25 protein-coding genes are annotated in these 21,480 nt (G+C 41.5%); 12 read left to right on the forward strand and 13 right to left on the reverse strand.

The annotated features are described in order from the left end of the window. Positions 1-13: 13 nt before the first annotated feature. Positions 14-520 carry a YgjP-like metallopeptidase domain-containing protein gene (locus Q0852_RS10735; RefSeq protein ID WP_299018020.1) on the reverse strand — a complete coding sequence of 169 codons (507 nt, stop codon included), beginning with the start codon at positions 518-520 and terminating at the stop codon, positions 14-16. Positions 521-762: 242 nt separating this feature from the next. Here Q0852_RS10735 and Q0852_RS10740 point away from each other — a divergent pair, with 242 nt between their 5' ends. Next, positions 763-1,215, forward strand: a complete 453-nt coding sequence (locus Q0852_RS10740; protein WP_299018021.1) for an isoprenylcysteine carboxylmethyltransferase family protein — start codon at positions 763-765, stop codon at positions 1,213-1,215. A 241-nt stretch (positions 1,216-1,456) separates the two neighbouring features. After that, positions 1,457-2,743: a serine dehydratase subunit alpha family protein gene (locus Q0852_RS10745; RefSeq protein ID WP_299018022.1), complete on the forward strand. Its 1,287-nt coding sequence runs from the start codon at positions 1,457-1,459 to the stop codon at positions 2,741-2,743. Between the two features lie 77 nt (positions 2,744-2,820). On the opposite strand, the gene Q0852_RS10750 is transcribed toward Q0852_RS10745, so the two are convergent. Together Q0852_RS10750 and Q0852_RS10755 are read right to left on the reverse strand one after the other, a co-directional pair. Beyond that, a complete protein-coding gene (locus Q0852_RS10750; protein WP_299018023.1) occupies positions 2,821-3,606 on the reverse strand; it encodes a phosphoribosylglycinamide formyltransferase in 786 nt (261 codons plus the stop codon). Positions 3,607-3,840: 234 nt separating this feature from the next. Then, positions 3,841-4,623, reverse strand: coding sequence for a phosphoribosylglycinamide formyltransferase (locus tag Q0852_RS10755; protein WP_299018024.1), 783 nt, complete (start codon positions 4,621-4,623; stop codon positions 3,841-3,843). Between the two features lie 272 nt (positions 4,624-4,895). Here Q0852_RS10755 and Q0852_RS10760 point away from each other — a divergent pair, with 272 nt between their 5' ends. Then, the gene (locus Q0852_RS10760; protein ID WP_299018025.1) at positions 4,896-5,225 is read left to right on the forward strand and encodes a hypothetical protein; all 330 of its coding nucleotides are present in this window, start codon (positions 4,896-4,898) and stop codon (positions 5,223-5,225) included. 108 nt (positions 5,226-5,333) lie between these two features. Here Q0852_RS10760 and Q0852_RS10765 read toward each other — a convergent pair whose 3' ends face one another. From Q0852_RS10765 to Q0852_RS10775, 3 genes are all read right to left on the reverse strand, one after another. Next, on the reverse strand, positions 5,334-5,684 hold the full coding sequence (locus Q0852_RS10765) for a HopJ type III effector protein (protein ID WP_299018026.1): 351 nt from the start codon (positions 5,682-5,684) through the stop codon (positions 5,334-5,336). A 129-nt stretch (positions 5,685-5,813) separates the two neighbouring features. Then, positions 5,814-6,206: a DUF2750 domain-containing protein gene (locus Q0852_RS10770; RefSeq protein ID WP_299018027.1), complete on the reverse strand. Its 393-nt coding sequence runs from the start codon at positions 6,204-6,206 to the stop codon at positions 5,814-5,816. 120 nt (positions 6,207-6,326) lie between these two features. Beyond that, positions 6,327-7,328 carry a transporter gene (locus Q0852_RS10775; RefSeq protein WP_299018106.1) on the reverse strand — a complete coding sequence of 334 codons (1,002 nt, stop codon included), beginning with the start codon at positions 7,326-7,328 and terminating at the stop codon, positions 6,327-6,329. Between the two features lie 463 nt (positions 7,329-7,791). On the opposite strand from Q0852_RS10775, the gene Q0852_RS10780 reads away from it, so the two are divergent. From Q0852_RS10780 to Q0852_RS10805, 6 genes are all read left to right on the forward strand, one after another. Beyond that, positions 7,792-8,394: a hypothetical protein gene (locus tag Q0852_RS10780; RefSeq protein ID WP_299018028.1), complete on the forward strand. Its 603-nt coding sequence runs from the start codon at positions 7,792-7,794 to the stop codon at positions 8,392-8,394. A gap of 41 nt (positions 8,395-8,435) precedes the next feature. Then, positions 8,436-8,768 carry a carbon storage regulator gene (locus Q0852_RS10785; RefSeq protein WP_299018029.1) on the forward strand — a complete coding sequence of 111 codons (333 nt, stop codon included), beginning with the start codon at positions 8,436-8,438 and terminating at the stop codon, positions 8,766-8,768. A 198-nt stretch (positions 8,769-8,966) separates the two neighbouring features. Beyond that, entirely contained in the window at positions 8,967-9,539 is a 573-nt protein-coding gene (locus tag Q0852_RS10790) for a hypothetical protein (protein ID WP_299018030.1), read from the forward strand. A gap of 154 nt (positions 9,540-9,693) precedes the next feature. Continuing rightward, entirely contained in the window at positions 9,694-10,368 is a 675-nt protein-coding gene (locus Q0852_RS10795) for a C39 family peptidase (protein WP_299018031.1), read from the forward strand. Between the two features lie 8 nt (positions 10,369-10,376). Beyond that, complete coding sequence (locus Q0852_RS10800) at positions 10,377-10,892, forward strand: hypothetical protein (RefSeq protein WP_299018032.1); 516 nt, start codon at positions 10,377-10,379, stop codon at positions 10,890-10,892. 279 nt (positions 10,893-11,171) lie between these two features. After that, positions 11,172-12,515, forward strand: coding sequence for a sigma-54 dependent transcriptional regulator (locus Q0852_RS10805; RefSeq protein ID WP_299018033.1), 1,344 nt, complete (start codon positions 11,172-11,174; stop codon positions 12,513-12,515). 71 nt (positions 12,516-12,586) lie between these two features. Here Q0852_RS10805 and Q0852_RS10810 read toward each other — a convergent pair whose 3' ends face one another. Both Q0852_RS10810 and Q0852_RS10815 read right to left on the reverse strand, forming a co-directional pair. Continuing rightward, positions 12,587-12,718: a hypothetical protein gene (locus Q0852_RS10810; protein ID WP_299018034.1), complete on the reverse strand. Its 132-nt coding sequence runs from the start codon at positions 12,716-12,718 to the stop codon at positions 12,587-12,589. A 141-nt stretch (positions 12,719-12,859) separates the two neighbouring features. Continuing rightward, positions 12,860-13,837 (reverse strand): endonuclease/exonuclease/phosphatase family protein, encoded by a 978-nt coding sequence (locus tag Q0852_RS10815; RefSeq protein ID WP_299018035.1) that lies wholly within the window; start codon positions 13,835-13,837, stop codon positions 12,860-12,862. Between the two features lie 567 nt (positions 13,838-14,404). On the opposite strand from Q0852_RS10815, the gene nrdD reads away from it, so the two are divergent. The 3 genes from nrdD to Q0852_RS10830 all read left to right on the forward strand — a co-directional run bounded on the left by nrdD (position 14,405) and on the right by Q0852_RS10830 (position 17,582). Further along, complete coding sequence (nrdD, locus tag Q0852_RS10820; protein ID WP_299018036.1) at positions 14,405-16,525, forward strand: anaerobic ribonucleoside-triphosphate reductase; 2,121 nt, start codon at positions 14,405-14,407, stop codon at positions 16,523-16,525. A 92-nt stretch (positions 16,526-16,617) separates the two neighbouring features. Next, a complete protein-coding gene (gene nrdG / locus Q0852_RS10825) occupies positions 16,618-17,100 on the forward strand; it encodes an anaerobic ribonucleoside-triphosphate reductase-activating protein (RefSeq protein WP_299018037.1) in 483 nt (160 codons plus the stop codon). A gap of 218 nt (positions 17,101-17,318) precedes the next feature. Further along, positions 17,319-17,582 carry a DUF2960 domain-containing protein gene (locus tag Q0852_RS10830; protein ID WP_299018038.1) on the forward strand — a complete coding sequence of 88 codons (264 nt, stop codon included), beginning with the start codon at positions 17,319-17,321 and terminating at the stop codon, positions 17,580-17,582. 33 nt (positions 17,583-17,615) lie between these two features. Here the strand turns inward: Q0852_RS10830 and Q0852_RS10835 are convergent, their stop codons facing one another. From Q0852_RS10835 to Q0852_RS10855, 5 genes are all read right to left on the reverse strand, one after another. After that, entirely contained in the window at positions 17,616-18,395 is a 780-nt protein-coding gene (locus tag Q0852_RS10835) for a hypothetical protein (protein ID WP_299018039.1), read from the reverse strand. A gap of 96 nt (positions 18,396-18,491) precedes the next feature. Beyond that, positions 18,492-18,917, reverse strand: a complete 426-nt coding sequence (locus tag Q0852_RS10840; protein WP_299018040.1) for a globin — start codon at positions 18,915-18,917, stop codon at positions 18,492-18,494. Between the two features lie 160 nt (positions 18,918-19,077). Beyond that, on the reverse strand, positions 19,078-19,428 hold the full coding sequence (locus Q0852_RS10845) for a nucleotide pyrophosphohydrolase (protein ID WP_299018041.1): 351 nt from the start codon (positions 19,426-19,428) through the stop codon (positions 19,078-19,080). Positions 19,429-19,654: 226 nt separating this feature from the next. Then, on the reverse strand, positions 19,655-20,566 hold the full coding sequence (rarD, locus tag Q0852_RS10850) for an EamA family transporter RarD (protein ID WP_299018042.1): 912 nt from the start codon (positions 20,564-20,566) through the stop codon (positions 19,655-19,657). 152 nt (positions 20,567-20,718) lie between these two features. Then, positions 20,719-21,315: a trans-aconitate 2-methyltransferase gene (locus Q0852_RS10855; RefSeq protein ID WP_299018043.1), complete on the reverse strand. Its 597-nt coding sequence runs from the start codon at positions 21,313-21,315 to the stop codon at positions 20,719-20,721. Between the last annotated feature and the right edge of the window lie 165 nt (positions 21,316-21,480).

Consider the following 21,480-nt stretch of genomic DNA (forward strand, 5'->3'; position numbering starts at 1 on the left):
TTTTTATTATTTATCAAGGGTATATCTGGCCTGAAATATCCAATTGGGTTAGGAATAATCGCATGTCAAATTCAAGCTGGTGGTAATCTGGCTCCATATAGCAGCACAGCTTATAAAACGCCTTGTTGTGTTCTTTTTCCCTTAGATGCGCCAGCTCGTGGACAACGATCATTCGTAAGAAAGGTAATGGCGCATGTTTGAACATTGAGGATATTCGTATTTCGTTTTTGGCTTTCAGTTTGTTGCCCTGTACTCGAGAGACAAAAGAGTGCAGTCCTAGGGCATGGTTTATCACATGAATTTTCTTGTCATATACTACTTTGCTAACGGGAGCCGATTTTTTCAGGTACTCGGATTTAAGCTCTTGAACATATTCATATAGAGCTTTCTCTGTCTTAATGTCATGGCAATGCGGGTACTTCTTTAGCAAGAATTGTTCAAGCTGTTGCTTATCAATTAAGCTTATTACCTGTTCAGTCAGTGATTTAGGGTACCCTTGTAGGTATTTTAGTTCTGGCATGATATTAATAACAGAATGATATGTTGTTTAAGTGTTAATTAGGTGAATTCTATAGGGCTTATAATGCCTTCGCAATTGATTACTATGTTATCAGCATTTGTCTTTTAAATTCAGTGTATTGTAACTGATATGCATGTTGTTTAATCGGGTCATGTTTACTTTGCACTGAGTTGCAAAGGTACTAAGAAGCTGTTGTACAATCTATATGTAGTGTTTTTTGTGGAGTTTGGAGTTTAGCGAAGATGTACCTGAAATTACCCCCTCCAGTATTATTGCTTGTGACATTGGGTGGCATGTATTTATTATCCGTTTATTGGCCGCTTTGGGTTTTCTCATTTATTGGCCAGTCTGCGATGATAATCTTGCTGTGTCTGGTCGGGGCTTTATTGGGTTTGGCCGGTATTGTTTCTTTTGCCAAAGCTCGAACCACAGTTAACCCACATAACCCCCATAAAACATCAAAGTTAGTCACCTCTGGGATTTATCGGTTTTCTCGTAACCCAATGTATTTGGGACTTGCAATATGGCTTATTGCTGCATTCATTTATTTTTCAGCACTTTCAGGAATTGTCATGATTCCTTTGTTTGTTTTTTATATGAATAACTTTCAGATTGGGCCCGAAGAGGATGTACTGGAAGCGATGTTTGGTGATGAGTACCGTCAGTATTGTAAGGCAGTTCGTCGTTGGTGTTAGTCCCTGAGGTTTTCCTTTGGATTTTCTTTGTGCATAGCGTTTTGTGTATTGAGCTATTGACCTCGGAAATGTGGTGGATGTTAGTAGTGCTATTGTGAATATAGAGAAAATATTTCTCTATATTTGCGGTATCATAGCAAATAAGGCAAAACATTTTCCTTCGGACAGGTGTAAATTAACCCTATAAAACAAAAGGTAATTTCTTAATCCTACATTCCATCTGTTTTTTGAAGGGAATAACATGAAAAAGCATCTCTGGACCGGTTTTATTGAAACAGTTAAGAAAGAAGTAGTTCCAGCTCTTGGTTGCACCGAGCCAGTTTCTGTTGCTCTTGCGGCATCTATCGCCACCACACATCTTAACAACAAGCCAACTCGCATTGATGCGTTTGTTTCGCCGAACCTGATGAAAAACGGTATGGGAGTCGGCGTACCTGGCACTGGTATGGTGGGGTTACCAATTGCGGCAGCTGTAGGTGCTTTGGCCGGCGAGTCTGAGGCTGGGCTGGAAGTTCTGAAAAATATTACCCCCGACGACGTAGCTCTGGCTAAACAGATGCTGGATAAGCAGCAAGTCACGGTGGGTGTAGCACCCGTCTCTAATATTCTTTATGCCAAGGTGACAGTTAGCGACGGCCAGGACGAAGCCTCGGTCATTATTGCTGATGGTCATACCAATGTAGTTTCTGTCGATGTTAACGGTAAGACCCTTTTTATTGCCGACCCGAAGCCTGCTACAGCCGAAGCACAGCCAAAAAATATTTTCTCTGAAGCGACTGCCCGCGATATTTATGACTTCGCACTTAATGTGCCAGTTGAAGATATTAAGTTCATCGTACAGTCTGTGGAACTGAATGATGCGCTGTCGAAAGAAGGCCTGACAGGGAAGTATGGCTTGAAGATTGGTGTGACATTCCAGCGTAATGTGGAACGTGGCCTGCTTTCCGGTGGCTTACTGACAGATGTGCTGTGCCGAACCTCTGCAGCTTCTGATGCGCGAATGGATGGAGCTATGAAACCGGCAATGAGTAATTCAGGTTCCGGTAACCAAGGTATTGCAGCAACAATGCCAGTTGTGGTGGTGGCTGAGCACATAAAAGCCGATGCTGATACAACTGCGCGCGCATTGATGTTGTCACACCTGATGGCGATTTACATTAAGAGTTATCAGAATAAGTTGTCGGCCTTGTGTGGTGCGACGACGGCTTCCATGGGCGCTGTCGCAGCGATGACATGGTTACTCGGTGGTAAATTTGATCAGATCAGTGCAGCAATTTGCAGCATGATCGGTGATATCACGGGTATTATTTGTGATGGCGCGAAAACCAGTTGTGCAATGAAAGTTTCCTCTTCAGCCAGTGCGGCCGTTAAGGCAGCATTGATGGCCCTTGATGGTATCCGTGTTACTGGTAATGAGGGAATTGTCGCAGATGATGTTGATACATCCATTCGCAATATGTCAGCCTTGGCAAATGGTGCGATGACCCAGACAGATGTTCAGATCCTCGATATCATGGTTCATAAGTAAGCCAATCAGTTAGATTTGATAGTCGTTAAAGAGCGCCAATTGGCGCTCTTTTTGTTTGTTCTGTTGGGGGCGAGTAACTAACTTGCCAGAGCTTCTGGTTGGAGGTACTGTTGCCATGCAACCTGATACAGCTTTGTTGAAACTTTTCGCAATTGGGCGATTTGAGCTTGTTCAAATTCAGACAGTTTACGGTTTTGTTGCATACCAATTCGTTCAATATTCTGAATCTGCTCGTAAATCTTATGTTCTTCACCGTTTTTTACTGTTGATATCGCATCCAGGTGTAATTGAACTTCTGCCACTATTTGACTTTTCGGCAATTGTACTAGCATTTTCAGATCACGGTAGCCGGAATCGGTAGGTGATTTGAAGCGGTTCTTTACGGCAACGACGTGGCTTTCTTTACCCAGTAACTCAAATGCTTGAACCAGACTAGGAATATCATTGGCTACAAGAGAACCTCGGGCAAGGTCGGTGATCTTATTTGTTTGTCCCTGAAGTTCTGTTTCTATTTTCGCTTTGGCACGGTGTGCCGATTTAATGCCTGGCAGAATAGCTTGTGTATCGGTAATCAGGCTAACTTCGCGTAATAGATTGTCGAGTTCCTGCTGTGCCACTGATGCCTGATGGTAAAGCTGCTCGAAATCAGTGTAGGGTTGGGTTATAGCCATATCTTTCCAACTGTCGATGCTGTAAAGGCCGCTCAGGCTACGCTGGAATGATTTTTTACTTGCTTCTGACTGGTTGGACGGTGCCTCGAAATCCGGATCAGAGTAATTTGCAACCGGTGCTGCAACTACAGGGCCGCGACCGAATACAAAAAGAAGAATAAAGCAGGTTCGAAGTACAGATTTAAGATCCATTAAACAACTCCAGTTGTGCTGGTTAGCCCATTGATGGGCTACAGCAACGTACGTAATACGGTGATATTCAAATCAGAGTTTGATAAAGGTGACGTACTTAGCTGTTGAGTAACTTCTCGTTTACGGGGGATAGAATAACAAACCAAACTGAATGGAAGATGAATTGATGGGCTTTGTTATTACATCAGCCTGAGCTTGCGGGCCCAGACTGATGGTTAAGTTGGAGGACGTTGTTTAGCCGACCATTGTTTCAGGCTGAAGGTATTGATGCCAAGCGGTTTGGTAGAGCGACTGTGACTGGGCTCGTAGTGATTTTAGTTTGGCTAACTCAAGATCAGTCAGCTCTCGTAGTTCTGCTTTGGCTAGACGTTCGATGATTTGGATCTGCTCGTAAATTTTATGTTCTTCACCGTTTTTAATATCCGATATTGCTTCAAGGTGTAACTGAATTTCAGCGATGTGCTGTGATTTTGGTAGGCGTACAAGCATTTTTAAGTCACGGTAGCCTGAAGGTCCTGGCTGTTTGAAGCGGTTTTTTACTTCCAATACGGTAACTTCGTGAGATAGCTGTTCAAATGACTGCACAAGGCTGCTGATGTCTTTTGCAACGAGTGAGCCGCGTGCTAAATCCGTAATTAGTTCGGTACTGCCATTTAGCTCTGTTGCAATTTTATGTTGTGCCCTGGCTTTGGACTTAATGCCAGGTAGCCGTGGCTGGTTACCGGTAAGTAGGGCGACTTGATTGATAATTTTCTCTAGCTCGCTCTGTGCCTGTGTAGCTTGTTCGTAGAGAGTATCAAAATCGGTGTAGTTTTGATAAAGGGTTATCGCATTGTAGCTTGGGATGGAATAAAGGCCGCTCAGTGAGCACTGAAAGGTTTCTTTGCAGCCCTGAGTCGGGGATGGGTGTTCAATCTCCGGGTTGTTATATTCAGGTATCATGGCAGAAGCGACAGGGCTTCGACCAAGAACACATAGTAGAACAAAGCAAGTTCTAAACAAGGATTTTGCAACCATTGAAACTCCTTTAATAACCACTTCGGTTGTAAGTGGTAACGGAACTATTTTCTAATCCGCCCAATTAAGATATCTGTCCTACAGAGGTATTTTCAATGATGATCACCTCAAAATTGCCGCTTGATGTTGCGAGATTGTGACAACCTTCCCATTCTGACTATTTTTGACGGTTTGATAAAAAAAGATGACAGAGTCGGCAACATGCTATGAGGCTGAGTTTTTAATTGGCTGTGTTAAACTTTCGCAGTATCCAGATCGAGTAGGTGTTCATTGTGCAACAAGACGTGTTAGTTACTTTTGCTATTGTTTGGCTGGCGTTATCAGTTGGGAGCTTCATGCTTTTCCAACGAGGTTCTGATGTTGAGCGTAAGCGTAAATTATGGCCGATTTATACAATTTTCAGTAATGTTGTTATAGGTAGCGTGATTATCTACATGCAGCCACCATTACTGATGATGATGGGTTTACTGGCATTTATGGTGCCTTTGACATGGTTGACGATTCGTTCAACTAAGTTTTGTGATGCTTGCGGTCATGCTACCCGTGCGCCATTTTTTGTTAAACCACCAGAAAAATGTTCACATTGTCACCAATCACTATAAATGACTGAGCATCCTATAAGGTGTAATTGGTGTTCAGCCTTTATAGGCAACGGGATTTAAATAAAGATAAAGAAAGGGGGGCGTCAAAGCCCCTTATTATTTGAGTTGTTATTTTTCTGTCAGCGCAATGCCGGAAAATTGAATGCCTTGCCAGCCATACTTCATGAAATTTCGAATATTTTGGTGACTTTTACCGCCAGGGTTTTGTAATACATCTTCACGATAAAAGTGCCCGAAGCAAGCCAGTGTTTCAGCTTCTGAAAGTTGTTTTTTAAGCGCAAAGGCGAAGATCCGGCATGATCCCTCATTACAGCCAGCGCTGTTGGTTAACGTTTCTTTGCCTAATCCGTTATTGAAAGATGTCGGTGTATAGTGGTAGTGGCGATTGATGGTATTAATCACGACATCAAATCCAACTTGATCGGGGTAATGCTTAAGTGTGTTGAGTAGCGCATCCATGGCGTTACATCTCCCTTATTTGTAAGGTTGAAAATTAGCACAGGATCGAAAGCGTAAAGAAAAGGGCTATCGTCGCCCTTTTCATAATAAATGGCGAAGTACTTAGTAATTCACGATACAAAACTAGCGTTAGTTTTGCTTACGAGCCTGTTGCTTGAGCTCAAAATCCAGTTCGTCAGGAAAGACAACCAGCCCATCTTCGTCCTGGTTAGGGAAAATGACAATCGCGAGCTCATCATCTTCCAAACCATGGGTCCAACGGCTATGCCACTTATTTAATGAAATAGCTTCAGCTTTACACGATTCCCACTCACCCGTAGCCCATGCTTCAGCAAACTCTTTGTTAGGCCATACAGGCACACAATCTTCATCATCAGTATTTAACATGACGCAGCCGTGCTCATCAGTCAGAATCCAGATTTGGCGACTAGTGACAACCTCTTTAACCAAGTACTTATAACGTTTTTCTGCATCGTAACCTTGGATGGTCTCGATCTGGCTCTCTTCTAACGGGTTGGACATGTATTCATTCCTGTTACTACTTATTTTAAGCGTTATAGCATAGAGGAAAATTAGACTTTAGTCATTGAAGATGATCCCCGGAGATAGTGTTGTCCGGGGATCTGAATGAAGGGATAAGTGTTATTTGAGGGTATAAGGTACGCGTACGCTCAGCTGGAAGTCCGGAGCATCGGCTGTGAGGCCAGCTGATGCGCCGATATTAATGGTTGTATCACGGTCTATAGCGTAGTTAGCGCCAAATGAGAGGGAGTCTAGCTGTAACAGTTTGGCATCATCGGCAGTAGAACCATTAATTTTAGATTTCAGGATTGTTTTGTGGCTAAGGCCGATGCTGAACGAGAATTTTGGGTTAACGGCAAATCCCATGCCGGCGCCAAAGCTGATAGTATCACCGAGGTCGATTGTATCAACTCGGATCTGCTGGTCATCCTGTTCTTCGTCACCCGGAATTGTGATATCCACTTTTACATCATCTTTAATATTCCAGATGTAGCTGAAATTCATAAAAATAACAGCGGGATCAATAGGCATGATCATCGTAATGCCAGGTTCAATACTAGGAAAACCTGAACCTGTTGGGAGTTCTTCAAAATCATTAAGTTCATTGATTGGAACATCATAAGGGGATTTTCCTGTGGTACTTTTGAAGCGCAGGCTACCGATCCAATAAGGCGCTTCTGCCATGTTGATTTGATATTTAAAGGCGGCTTCGATGTCTCCGATGTCACTACCGTCGACAGTGCGCAGGGTAGCTTGATTTGAGCCGCTGTTGAGCTCACGTTCGGAAATGGAATCAGTACGGTAAACCCATGGCACTCTAGCCTCGACTTCAAGTCGGTTGGTGATCCCGTAACGCCCGGTGAGCCCGAAAGTGAGGGTTGTTCGGTCTATATCACTGGCTCGTATAAGGCCGACGATTAGAGAAGGTAAGACTGTGTAACCGACGACGGAAACAGAGTTTGATGAATTTTGGGTATAGGACAAAGAGGTGTCCAGAACAAAGGAGCCTCTTGGTGTTAATACACCGGGTTGTTCAAAAATATCTGCAACGGTTTGAACTCGCTTGGGTTTTTGATTCTCTTGAGATTCCGCTGATTCATTCGCAATTGCTGGCCCTGAAATTAAAGCAAGAAGCGCTATTAAGCTTTTATTATTGAAAGTACTCACGATTTCCTCTCTTACTTCGCGTTTAAATGCCCCTAAGAGGTGTTGTACTGGCAGTTTTTATAGTCATCTGAGCTGATAGGAAAAGGTTAGTATAAGTGAGAATAAGTTGTGAACTGAGAATCTCAAATACTTGTCTTATGGGTGAGAAAAAATCAACTCATTATTATTGGTAAGATTAATAATAAAAATATTAAGAATGACATGGATAATTTAAATGTTGAGAAAGATTATTATCGATAAAACAATGTATAACATGGTAATTAACTGGTAAAAACTTATATTTAAATAAAACTTGTTTTATCAAAAATAATACAAAGGTATGGGGTGCGAAAACTATGATTAAGTTATCTCGTGTTTGTATGCGAGAGATTATAAAAAATAACAACTCAACACAACTCAACATATTTGGAGTAGGATTATGCGTAAGACACATATCGCACTATTAGTAGCAGTTGTTAGTTCTCCTCTAGCATTCGCGGATGGTCATGACCCATATGATTATGATTATGACCCGTACTCTGGTTCTGGCAGTGAAAGTTATGACAGCGATGAAGCTGGCACAACTGTTACTGATTCTTTCAATAAGGATATCGATAAAACATTAACAGTTACGTATGAAAAAGATATTTCAATTAAAGATAGTTACAATGAAGATAATGACTATATGTCTTTATACGATGTAAATAATAAAGATATTTATAAGTTTACAGACAATAGTAAGTATGATAACTCAAAAGATATCGAAATTGATATTGAAGAAAACTACTATATGGCAACGTCAACGTTGGAAGGTACTGTTACCTACAGCGAAGTAACTTATGGTGGTGGTTGCTGCAGTGGTTATGGCCATGATTACAGTTATGGTGATCCTGTTCCATCATCATTGACAGTTACACAAACTAACACGATGCAAGATGCCTTTACAGGGGCTTCCGGTATTAACATTGCCGGTCAGAACGCAGGTAATAACTCTCTTGTACAGCAGAGTGCTAGTACTAATGCGATGTTAACTGGTCAATAACACATAGCTGAGGGCTGTTGTTCAGCCCTCAGGAGGATGTCATGAAATATTTAACACTGATAGCAATAGCTCTAATATCAAGTGGGGTGGTTGCAGAAGAGTTGGATATTCTAGCAAACTCTGAAACCTTGTCTGAAAATATGATGAATCATTCTCGTGGTGGTCAATACGAGCTGAAGATTGATAATATTCATGCAAGCTCAGATATGTATGGCGATGTTGCAGGTAATGGTGCGTATAACAACACAACTGGTGATAATGTTATTGATGCGTCATCATTCAGTGATAGTTCGGGTGTGTTAAATGTCGTCCAAAACACTGGTAACAATGTGTTAATTCAGAACGCGACCGTGGTTAACCTGACATTGAAGTAAATTGTTAGTCTATCTATGCTGACATATCTAAATATGTCAGCGACAAAATCCATAATTATAATTAATTGGATTTCGCAGGACAAAGTAACAATAATTCTTCAGTATTATGGTTATGTTATTACCTGATAATAAAAAAAAGGTAATGGCAAAAAATCATAGAGCATGGATGTGAGATAATTTTTAAATTTGGAGTATATCATGCGTAAAACAAATCTTATGCTTATTGCAGCGCTTGTGGCTTCACCGTTAGCTTTGGCTGATGACCATGGTTATGGTTATTACGAGCATGATGGTGATCTGGTTATCGACAATAGTGGTAATTTGTATTTAGATAAAAATGCAGAATTTACAGCTACGAAAGATATTTATAAGAAAAATGTCGGAAACGAAGATAATGATACATTAAAGTTGGATAATGTAGGTAACCTTCATAAAGTAGTAAAAGAGGATAATAAGGAAGTTGATAACAGCTTCGAAAAGGATTTGGACTATGAGCTAAATAAATATCTAGCAGACTCTAAATTGTATGGCCATGTAATGGGTACATCCGTAACATACGGTGGCGCTTGCTGTGGTGGAAATGCTTCGCCAACGGACATCTTAGTAAATCAAGATAATATGATGAACCGTGTATTTGGTGATGCATCAGGCATTAATGTTGCGGGTCAGAATGTGGGTAACAACTCGCTTGTACAGCAAAATTCAAGTACAAATGCAGCGCTTGTTGGCTCAGGTGGTGACGCTGTCGGTGGCGTTGGTAGCGGTTATTAATAATAGTGAAGGGCCGTTATGGCCCTTCATTCTATAAATACCGATCCTGAAAAATATTGATACTAATATTTAAGGATTGATGTGAATAATACATATGGTTGATTTTAGTTCATGGCGTAAGCCATAGGGCCACAGAAGTGGAACGGTATAGATTATGAAAAAATCGACATTGTTTATTTTAGGCCTATTAGTTAGCAGTAGTACTTATGCGCTTGATTACTTTCCTAATCGAGGGGCATACAATGTTGATGTGAAAAGTTATCAAGAGAAGTTATTTGGTGACGTTTTTAGGCAGCAATATGATTTTAGTTGTGGCTCGGCTGCTGTTGCATCATTAATGACATATCACTATGGTTTAGATACGTCAGAAGATGCCGTGTTTAAATATATGTTTGATAACGGGAATAGGGAGAAAATTGAAAAGGAAGGTTTTTCTATGCTTGATATGAAAAACTACCTTACATCACTTGGGTTTGATGCTAATGGTTATAATATCCCTTTGGAAAAGTTTAAAAAAATAAGAATACCTGGAATAACCATTGTAAATTTTGATGGTTATATGCATTTTGTCGTCATCAAGGGAATCAATAACGAAAAGGTAATAATAGGTGACCCCTCCCGTGGAACTGTAATTATGCCAATTAAAGAGTTTAAACAATATTATAAAGGCGCAGTTTTGTTAGTTAAAAGCCATACAAAAAAGGGGCGGGAAAGCTTTATTACAGCAGATAATTACAATATATATACGCCATCGCCAATGTCAGAGGCGGTTGCTAGAGATTCACTTGCAACGTTTAGTATTACATTGCCAGGCGCAAATGATTATTAGAGGCTAGCATGAAAAGATTAACTCGTATTTTTGTCGCATCAACGATAGGTGGGGTTGCGCTTGTGGCCAATGCCTCCATGAGCTTTCCGGTTCTTGATGAGATGGGACTGACTGCATTATCTGATAGTGAAATGTCTTCAATGCGAGGTGGTTTTGTTTCAACAAATGATAGTGTTATAAATATAGGTCTGTCGATAACCACAGCAATTAACGGGGAAACTATACTTTCAACGCATATTGCAGATTTCACCATTAATAATGGGCGGCTGGTGAGTCAATCAGGTAGTGATTCTATTCCATACGATGATCCCGTTAAGTATATTGCAATAGGAGAGCCTGGAACGAACATTAATAATGCGATACCAGGTTCTAATAGTATTGGGTTTATTATTCAGAATACTGCTGATGGTACTCATATCAATACCCAAACCATAATGGATATTGAAGCGGATATTAGTGGGTATACGCAGCAATCTATATATCGAGATAGGTTGGAAAATTCTATTTTATATAGTGGTTATTAGTATTATTGCATATTGGTTTTTTGTCATGTTTCATAAAGGTACAACAGAAATGTTGTACCTTTTTTGCTTTTTATAAGCTTCCATAATTGAAAAGTTACATTTGTATTGTGTTTTTTATTATTAATAACATGCTGATAAGTATCACTTATTTCAAGTGATAATTAGAATCATGGTGTTTCAGAGATTATTCTTACATCTGATACCCTGCAAAAATGAGGTTTATTGCCTATATTTTTAAGACATCAACAATAATATGTGCATTGAAAGAAGGTGACTTCGATGGTGGCTCAATGTCAAAATAAATCAATTAATGGTCGTTTGGTTGCAATTGGTTGTAACTATGAACCTTGGATTGCGCTTCTTGAACAATCAGGTTGGAAAACTCACTGCTGCTATGACCTACGTACGGCTGATTCAATATTGGAAGAGTTCAGTCCATGTATTTGTATTGTTGATTTAAGCAATAATGATTTTAGCTTAAATAGCATTTCTTTAAGGGCAAATAAAACAAAACAAGTGAAATGGATTGCGATAATCAAGAAAGAGCAGTTGAAAACTGATGCTATTTGTCAGTTTATTAATAACTTCTGTGTTGATTATTTTTCAGTTCCAATTCCTGGTAGTCATTTATTGGATACTGTGGGGCATCAACTAGGGATGCTGGAGATTGAAGCAAGCTCATGGGTAGAGATTACGTCTCAGCATGATATGGGATTGTTCGGGGAATCAAAGTCAATCAAACAATTACGGGATATGGTACGCCGGGTAGCATTGACCGAGGTAAATGTTTTTTTAACCGGTGAAAATGGTACAGGCAAAGAATTGATAGCTAAGTCTATCCATAATTTGTCAAAGCGAAAAAATGCACCATTTGTTACGGTGAATTGCGGTTCGCTGTCTATAGATGATGACAAAATGGCTTTTTTGGATCGGACCCAGACTCAAGAAGATGGTTCGTATTTTAATGGAACAATTTTGTTAGATAATGTCGAAGAGCTTTCAAAAGAACTTCAGGATGAGTTGCTTTCATACTTACAGGTTCCTGCCGGGGATTCCCTGGATGAAGATTCTGCATCCGATGTCCGTATTATTGCGTCATCCAGCGCAGATCTTGAAGTTGCTGTGACGAATGGTGAATTTAGCAAAGAGTTGTACTACCGGCTAAACGTATTCCACATAAAAGTGCCAACTTTGCGGGAGCGTGGTTCAGATATTTTCCTGCTGGCGGAGACGTTTTTAACTAAATTTGCCCGAGAGTACAGTACGATGGCGTCGTCATTTTCTGAAGACTCTAAGCAATTGCTTTTACGTTATAGCTGGCCTGGAAACGTTAGGGAGCTGATAAATCAAGTGAAGCGGGCAGCGTTGTTGGCGGAAGGCAATGAGGTACGAGCTGAGCATTTCGATTTGCCTAGTAAGGCCAACTTGAAACAGAGCCTACGTAACATTAAGGATGAGGCTGAAAAAGATGTTCTGGTTGCTGTGCTAGAAACTCATCGAGGGCAGGTGGCTTCAGCCGCGAAAGATCTGGGAGTATCCAGGGCTACAATGTATCGTTTGCTGAATAAACACAATATTGTTCCTGATGTCCGGCATTACAATAATGGGTATGCGCGAGAGTAAGCTCCACAAAAAAGCCCGGTTAACCGGGCTTTTTTTATGATTCATTTATTCTCGCATTCTCAGGTTAACTGCTAGTTTACGATAATGATGTCGTTAGCCAGTTCATCGTCGCTGTCAACAGAGAGATAAAGCGTGTCTGGTTGCTCTGCCATGAGCTCATCTTCAGTTGGCGCAACAAACGTATATAGGTTCAAAGCGTCCATATTCATCCTCATATTAGCTGCACATACGTGCGCTCTTAATCCTTATCTATAAGCCTAACCCTACAAACATTAAATGACAGTAATATGAAAGGGAGATCGTGATCGCAGGAATTTCGAGGTGTTGTTTGAAAAACAGCCAGCTCAGAGAGGGAGGTGGAGTATCAACGGACAATGATCCGAGAGCTGGTGCTGGTTTATAGCTCCAGCCGGATATTGATACTGAAAGATATTGCCGTTTGGGATGATAAGTTGAGCTATTTTGTCTGAGCCCAACGCGTGATCAATCAGATAGCGGTAGCGTCGTCGTTTCTTACGTCCATTTTTGTTGGAATAGCTGATGGTACATTTAGCAGTAATTTGCTCACTCAGTAATATCGCGGGTTTCGACAGGGATGCATTTATTGTTGAAAGTAACCACTGATGCTTGCTGTTTAGGTGATGGTTGAAATCACCTAGTACCAGGTAGCTCTCATTGCGTTTATTTCGTGTTTTTATCCAATTATTAAGGATGTGGCCTTGCTTGCGTAGAACGCGGCAGGGAGTGCTTTTGAAGCTGGATTTTTGGCTAAAGCAACCAGACTTGAGGTGGACGTTGAGAATATGGAACTCTTTCGAATTCGTGGTTTTAACAGTGATGTAGCTACCGTATCTTAGCTTTCTTGTGTTTTTTCGTCGTTTCTGTTTGCGACTAAAGGGCAGGTTTAAGTCCCTGAGGTCGGGATTATCAGTGACACGCAGCGAATTTTTGACTGCAAAACCGGTAAATTGGTTTTGGACTGGAAAAATCTCGTCAGGTTGCTGTGTGCGGGTCGAAAGCAATATTTTGTATCCACTGGTAGGGAGTATTGCCTGAATCGCTTCTAGGTTATCAACTTCTTGGAAGGCAAGAATATCCGGTGAAATATCTGTTATGAGCTTGGCTAAGTAAGCCATATCTGAAGATGTTCTTATGATCTTCTTCGTCTTTCCTTTCGCTACGCTAAGCCATTGCAGGTTCCAGCTTACGATGATGAGCTGATGCTGTTGAGCATTATTTGAAGGTCGTGGATTTGCTGCAATCACAATATCTGTAATGAACAGATAACAGATGGTGAGCAAAAAGGTTGGTAATAAGCGCATATTAATGGATGTTTATCTCAGATATAGAAGGAAATACTGACTAAAGGTGAAGGTAGCGCTCTTAGATGGAAAAATATTGTAGTTTGATTCATAGCTGGAATCGAGTATGAACTGGAATGAAATGGAAGGGCTCTCAGTTACAAGTAAATGGGATACTAGAAAATGCTTGTTGTCTAATACTCAACCGTTATCGGTGGTGGGGTGGTTTTAGTTTTCGAGCTTGAAGAATCTGGTTTAAAAAATTTGATCTTGTGGTTGGGCAGAGATTGTACTGAAGCAAAAAATCGTGAGTGCTGATTCCATAATTTGCAAGGATATTTTTTTTAAAAAGGCGAGCTAAAAGCAATTAAATTTGTTGACAAAAAGCCGCAATAAAAAGCTTACATTTAAATTTTTGTACCATGTCAAAATCATCGGTTGTTCCCTGTACGGCCTTTGCGAAAAAGTGATCTAGATCAATGTTTATTTCCGCGATTTCTCGCCTAATACCCCACATCTTGTATTACCCCAATCACTAGACCCTATATTTTGTGTTTAAGTGACAGTGTCATTTCGTAGGAGCCCCGTGTGAAACCAGTTGTGATTAAGCGTGATGGCTGCCGTGTACCGTTCAATACCAAGCGTATTAAAGAAGCGGTACTAGGTGCAGCTAACTCACTTGAAGTTATGGATGAGGCGTATGCTGCGTCTGTAGCTGAAAATGTGCTTTCTCAGTTTGAATCTGTAGAGGAAGTCGATATTCACGCTATTCAGGACGCGGTTGAAAATCACCTAATGACGGGGCCGCATAAAGAAGTTGCGCGTGCATATATCGAGTATCGTCATGATCGTGATATTGCTCGAGAGAAGAAAAGTCAGTTGAATGGCGAAATTCGCGGTCTGATTGAACAAAGTAATGCGTCTTTGCTTAATGAAAATGCAAACAAAGACAGCAAGGTTATTCCGACTCAGCGTGACTTGCTGGCTGGTATTGTTGCTAAGCATTACGCTAAACAGCACCTTTTGCCTCGTGATATTGTCAAGGCACACGAAGTAGGTGATATCCACTTCCACGATTTGGATTACTCGCCGTTCTTCCCGATGTTTAACTGTATGCTGATTGATTTGAACGGCATGCTTACCCACGGCTTCAAAATGGGTAACGCTGAAATTGATACACCAAAGTCAATTTCAACAGCGACAGCGGTAACGGCGCAGATCATCGCCCAGGTAGCTAGCCACATTTATGGTGGTACAACGATCAATCGTATCGATGAGGTACTGGCTCCTTATGTTACTGTAAGCTATGAAAAGCATTTGGCAGTAGCAAATGAGTGGGGAATTGCCGATCCTGAATCGTTTGCTAAAGCGCGTACTGAGAAAGAGTGTTACGACGCGTTCCAGTCTCTGGAGTATGAAGTAAATACCCTGCACACAGCAAACGGTCAGACCCCGTTTGTTACGTTTGGCTTCGGCTTGGGCACTTCTTGGGAATCACGTCTGATTCAGACATCGATCCTGAAGAACCGTATTGCTGGTTTGGGTAAGAACCGTAAGACAGCGGTTTTCCCTAAATTGGTTTTCGCCATTCGTGATGGCCTTAACCATAAAAATGGCGATGCTAACTACGACATTAAAAAGCTGGCATTGGAATGTGCGTCGAAGCGTATGTATCCGGATATCCTGAACTACGACAAAGTAGTCGAAGTGACGGGGTCATTTAAAACTCCGATGGGATGCCGTAGTTTCCTTGATGTATATGAAGAAAATGGTGAGTTGATCCATGAAGGTCGTAACAACCTAGGTGTTGTGAGCCTGAACTTACCACGAATTGCCCTTAAGGCTAAAGGCGATGAAGCTCGTTTCTTTGAGCTGTTGGACGGAAGATTGGCTCTGGCTCGTCGTGCTCTGGAAACTCGTATCAGCCGTTTGGAAGGCGTTAAGGCCCGCGTTGCACCAATTCTGTATATGGAAGGAGCGTGTGGTGTTCGTCTGAATCCGGACGATAATGTGTCGGAAATTTTTAAAAATGGCCGTGCATCGATTTCGTTGGGTTACATTGGTATTCATGAAACGGTTAATGCTTTGTACGGTACCGGCGAACATGTGTTTGATAATGAAGAGTTGCGCGAGAAAGCGATCGCTATTGTTAAACGTCTGAAGCAGGCAACTGAAAGCTGGAAGAAGGAAACTGGTTACGGTTTCAGCCTTTACAGTACGCCAAGTGAAAACTTGTGTAGCCGCTTCTGTGCCATTGACACCAAAGAATTTGGAGTAGTTGATGGTGTAACGGATAAAGGTTATTACACCAATAGCTTCCACCTTGATGTTGAGAAGAAAGTAAACCCGTACGACAAGATTGATTTCGAGATGCCATATCCGGAAATCGCAAGCGGTGGCTTCATCTGCTATGGTGAATATCCGAATATTCAGCATAACCTTGAAGCATTGGAAAATGTATGGGATTACAGCTATAGCCGCGTGCCATACTACGGTACCAATACACCGATTGATGAATGCTATGAATGTGGCTACATGGGTGAGTTTGAATGTACTAGTAAGGGCTTTACTTGCCCGAAATGTGGCAACCATGATCCTGCAAAGGTTTCTGTGACTCGCCGAGTGTGTGGTTATCTAGGTAGCCCGGATGCGCGTCCGTTTAACTTCGGTAAGCAGGAAGAAGTGAAACGTCGCGTTAAACACATGTAATTTGTACCCTCACTCTTTTCTATAAGTCGCATTGTGTCCGATGAATTTAGAAGTGCCTTTCCGGCACTTCTTGTTTTTGGTGAATGAATAAGATGAATTACCATAACTATTATCCTGTTGATATCGTAAATGGTCCTGGTACGCGCTGTACCTTGTTTGTTTCTGGCTGTGAGCACCAGTGCCGGGGTTGCTATAACCAAAGTACATGGCGATTAGACAGTGGGCACCCATTTACTCAGGAAATGGAAGATCAGGTTATTCGTGATCTTAATGACACTCGGATCAAGCGACGCGGGTTGTCACTCTCTGGTGGTGACCCACTTCATCCAGCTAACGTCGAAGCCGTTTTGAAGTTAGTACTGCGAGTGAGGGAAGAGTGTGAAGGGAAAGATATTTGGTTATGGTCCGGTTATTTACTGGGTGAGCTGACGGATGCACAGCGTGAAGTAATAGCGCTTGTTGATGTAATGGTCGACGGAAAATATGAACATGAAAAGCGCGACCCTTCGCTGGTATGGCGAGGCAGTGATAACCAGATGATTCACTATTTCAATTCGGATGATGTCGGTTGTTAGATTTTTGTGATCAAATTACTGATATTAATGTGAGTTATCCACTGTTTCTGTGTATAACTGTGGGAAAAGAGAGTGCATGAAACCATACACTCTCTGATTATTAAAATATTTTCATTGCTACTCTGTGATTAATCAAGTCTAGGCTTTGGCTGGTTTCGCTTCCATCCTGTGACCAGTTAAGGTAAATTTCACCCCTCTTTTTTGCTGTTGGAGGCGTTATGTCGCGCACCATTATCTATACCTATAAGGAACAAGAGAAACAGTTAGCGTTTTCTTATAGCCAATACCGAACCATTCATGAAGCTGTAGCTGCTGCTGAAGGTATTGATTTGACTGAGTACCTGAGAATGGAACAGCAAGTTGAAGCTGTCTCTTCTGGCTCGAAGGCAATGAGAGATTATCGTGACAACCATTTTAAGAAGCTAGGCTTCGGTAAGATCACGCTTGCTAAGAAAGAAAATCGCGGTATTGGCGAAAAATAATCGTGGTATTGAGATATTAAAGAAGGGGGCTTTTTAGCCCTTTTTTAGTTTTGAGCGTTTGATTAATCCCCAATAGACGAAAAATCCCCCTAATGCGGCAAACAAGTGCTTAATACTGTGCCCGCTTATTTCTCCTGTTAGTTGATATAGAAAATCATCATTGGATTCAGCCCACTTAGCCAGAGCGTATGCAATCAATGCATAAATATAGAACCGACCGTGGCTAAAGTTTGAAGTAAACAGCCATACCGCAAGGGGAAGGTGAACAATAGGGATAACCTGAACCAAGATATAGGCAGATAAATCTCCTCTGCCCGTCAGGGTGTCGCTGATGTACCAGTAGAGCACGGCAAGCATGCTATAGGTGATAAGCGGAAAGAGCAGTCGTTGGCCTAGTGTTGGTGAAATATATTCAGTCAGCACTATGCAATAAAGGGCTATAAAGGCTACGCTGAGGCTGATTCGGTCGAGCATCAGGCTAAAAGCGTCGGGCACTAGGTGATAGTAGCTTGAGCCAAAAAAGATTGCGATAAGCCCAACAAAGAAAGTCATATAGCTTTTATTGGCTATTGGCTCAATAGAGAGTATTTTTTTCCTGTTGTATTTATTCAGCCCAAGGATGCCAACGATGAGAAAAGGTAGATTGGTGATGACATTCCAGAAATTCGGAATGCCTAGTAAAGTGCGCTGATCGGCGTAATTGTAGAAGTTTCGGCTTTGCCGGATAGGAGCAAAATACATGGCAAGGGCAGCGAGTACCAGTGCTGAGATTATTAGAACCCAAAATCGGTATTGCTCTTGTTTTTTTGTCATGGGATTCACGTTAATGAATAGATGTGTTGGTAAACATTCCTTTATACTTTATTTACTAAAGCGTAAATGATTGGTCTTCTAACTCTATCGTGCTAGTTAAGAAGTGGCGGGATTTGAGTTTTGGGTTATACATTCCTCTTTCATAATAGCAAGTCCCAGGTTGAAGCACTCTCGCCAAGCTTGTTCAATTTCTTTGTTATAGTACGGATCGCAAATTTCGACGGCTTCTAGTAGGCTATTGAACCAGACATCGAAATCCAGTGGATCAACACCAATACCATTTGGTCCGTGTCGTTTGCCGAAATGACGAAGCGACTCTCTTGCACCTTCAGAGGTCGATGCTAGCAGAATAATGGCAATCGAAGCTTTTAGCATTTTCACTTGTTTTTGCATATCAACGTTAGCAAACTGCTGGCGGAACTTATCGTCCTTGTTCCAGAAGAGTTCGTAGAACAAGAAGAGAAAATTGGGGTCGTGATTACACCTAGCGTAGCTATCGTTAAATGTTTCGTGAAGGTCCATTCCATACTCTCCTAGTCTGCTCATACCAAATTGAGTTAAGGATAAGCAGTTAACTACTATAGTAGATTATGTACTTGAATTGCCAATGTGCAACCAGTCTATCATGGAGTGTGAGCGAGACATTTTTTTAGTGCGAAGAAAAAGCCCCTGGAGATCAGTGTTAGAGCTCATTATATTTCCTGGCATTGCCAAAGCATTTTTCAACAGGATATTTTTGTGTGTTTTTTACTAACTTTTTTTCGCATGCTTTGATGACATCAATATCACATTGGTCTGCGAGCCTTACTAAGTACATCAGAACATCAGCAATTTCTTCTTCAAGGTGAGCTTTTTTATCCTTCGGGAGTTGCTTGCTCTGCTCCGGGGTTAGCCACTGAAAAATTTCGGTGAGCTCACCGACTTCACCGCTCAAGGCCATAGCCAGGTTTTTTGGAGTATGAAATTGCGCCCAGTTACGCTCAGCAGCGAATTGTGCGAGTTGTTGTTGAAGGTGTTTAATTTCAGAAGACATGTGTATTTCACTTTATTTCTTGATTTGACGAAGCACCGTCACCGGTACGGTGCTTTGTTAGTAATTATACCAATCAGCATAAGTATTTGATCATTCTTGCTGTTTAAAATCACCTATTACAGCGTTAGAATTTTGTAATTAGCGCCACTAGTTACTGTAAATTCTTTCTTGTCCTAGGCGATTTTCTCTGCGCAATTATCTGAATACTTACATATCTCGGTTGTTATTACAGGCTGGTACTTTCGATTGGGTTGAATTTTCTGCGGTACATGCCTTGCAGAGCTTCTAGGGTACAGAGTAACAACCCTAGCCAGATGAAGCTAAAGCTTACCGCTTTTACTTCATCAAAGATTTCGCCGAAAAGCATAATGGCGAGCAGGAACTGCAGGGTAGGTTCTATGTATTGCATCAGGCCGACCATCGTCAGGCTGGTACGGCTTACTGCCAGAGCAAAGAAGATCAGCGGTGCAAGGGTTACCGGAGCAGATCCTATATATAGCAATAAGGTGGTCATGTCTGACGATAGAACGATACTATCGCCGTCAAGCCCGCGCGTAGCCATGTAAATCAGTGCAAAAGGGACCAGAATGGCTGCCTCTAAGGTCACTGAAGTTAATGCATCATAGCGTATGTATTTCTTACTGAGTCCATACAGTGCGAAAAAGCTGCCCATTATCAGCGAGATCCATGGCAGTTCTCCGTAGTGCCATACCTGGTAACCAATGCCGGCAATAGCCAGGATAACGGCAATGGATTGGGCTCGCGATAGCTGTTCTTTGAGGAAGATAACGCCGAGGGCTATTGCAAATAAAGGATTGATAAAGAATCCCAGACTGGCAGCCAGTACCTGATCATGAGTAAGAGCCCAGGTAAACGCATACCAAGAAATGCACATGATTGTACCTGCAATTGCCGACATGATTAGAGAGCGCTTGTCTTTAAGTATGGCTTTGACGGTAGGAAAAGGTCTGCGTAATAGCCAGATAGCGAATAACATGAAAGGCACTGAAAAAATAATTCGCAGTGCGAGTAGTTCATTGATATCTGCCTGAGGTAAATATTGGTAATAAAGCGGTAAAATGCCCCAAAGGACGAACGAAAACGCCGCTAAGGCATTGCCGGTGCGATGAGATTGCATACGGGCTATCCAAAAAATAATAGGGTGACAGAGGAGATTAAGGCGGTATTTTGTCACTTAATTAGTTTTGGATAAAGATATTTATATTACAAATAACTTGCTGATATATATCAGGTAAAAAATAAGTCTTATAAGAATTGATGGAGAGGTGATTATTTTTTCATGGCGATAATTGTGTGTACTAACCAGGCTCGTTTTTCGCCAGTTAACTGGGCAGAAAATTCCTGCTTTTCTTTCCAGGAAACAATGTAAAAAGAATTAAAAAGTTGCTCTAGTTCATACTTGGAGTGAGTGAGGACAGGTAGCTTTTCATCTATGTTTCTATTAATAACACTGATAAAGTGGCCGCAAAATACGCCGCCGCTATAAAGGCTTTTTTCGATATTTTTCCAAAGCGGGTTAAATTCATGTTTCGGGCAGAAGAACAAGCAGGCACTGGCGTTGATAAGGTGTGAGCGAGGAAAGGTGAACTCACTAAAATTGCAAATCTGAACATCCAGCTTGGGCGTTGCAGCGGCCAGCGGGTGGTTCACGAGGGCTTCGAGGCTACGCATGTCGTTATCAAAGGCATAGACCTGATAATTTTTTTCTAACAGATAAATTGTATCTCGGCCTGTACCGCAGCCACAGTCAACAGCAATACGACGTTGGGTCATGTTTCCTAAAAAATGATGGGCTTCGATGATATGCGCGCGAGGAGCGAACACTTTTTGATTATTTAGGTAATTCAACCAATCAACTGTTGCCATGCTTGTTTCCTCTTTCACCTTTTATCGCGCTAACTATAAAGTATAAGGGTATCAAGGTTTAATTATCGCTTAACTATTAGAATATAGAGTACAGGCGGCAAGTTGGTATAACTGCTCAGCAGATAACAAATTAGATCACGCTAGAAGTCTGAATTTTGCTATGAT

The sequence above is a fragment of the uncultured Photobacterium sp. genome (assembly GCF_947502415.1).
Classification (GTDB): domain Bacteria; phylum Pseudomonadota; class Gammaproteobacteria; order Enterobacterales; family Vibrionaceae; genus Photobacterium.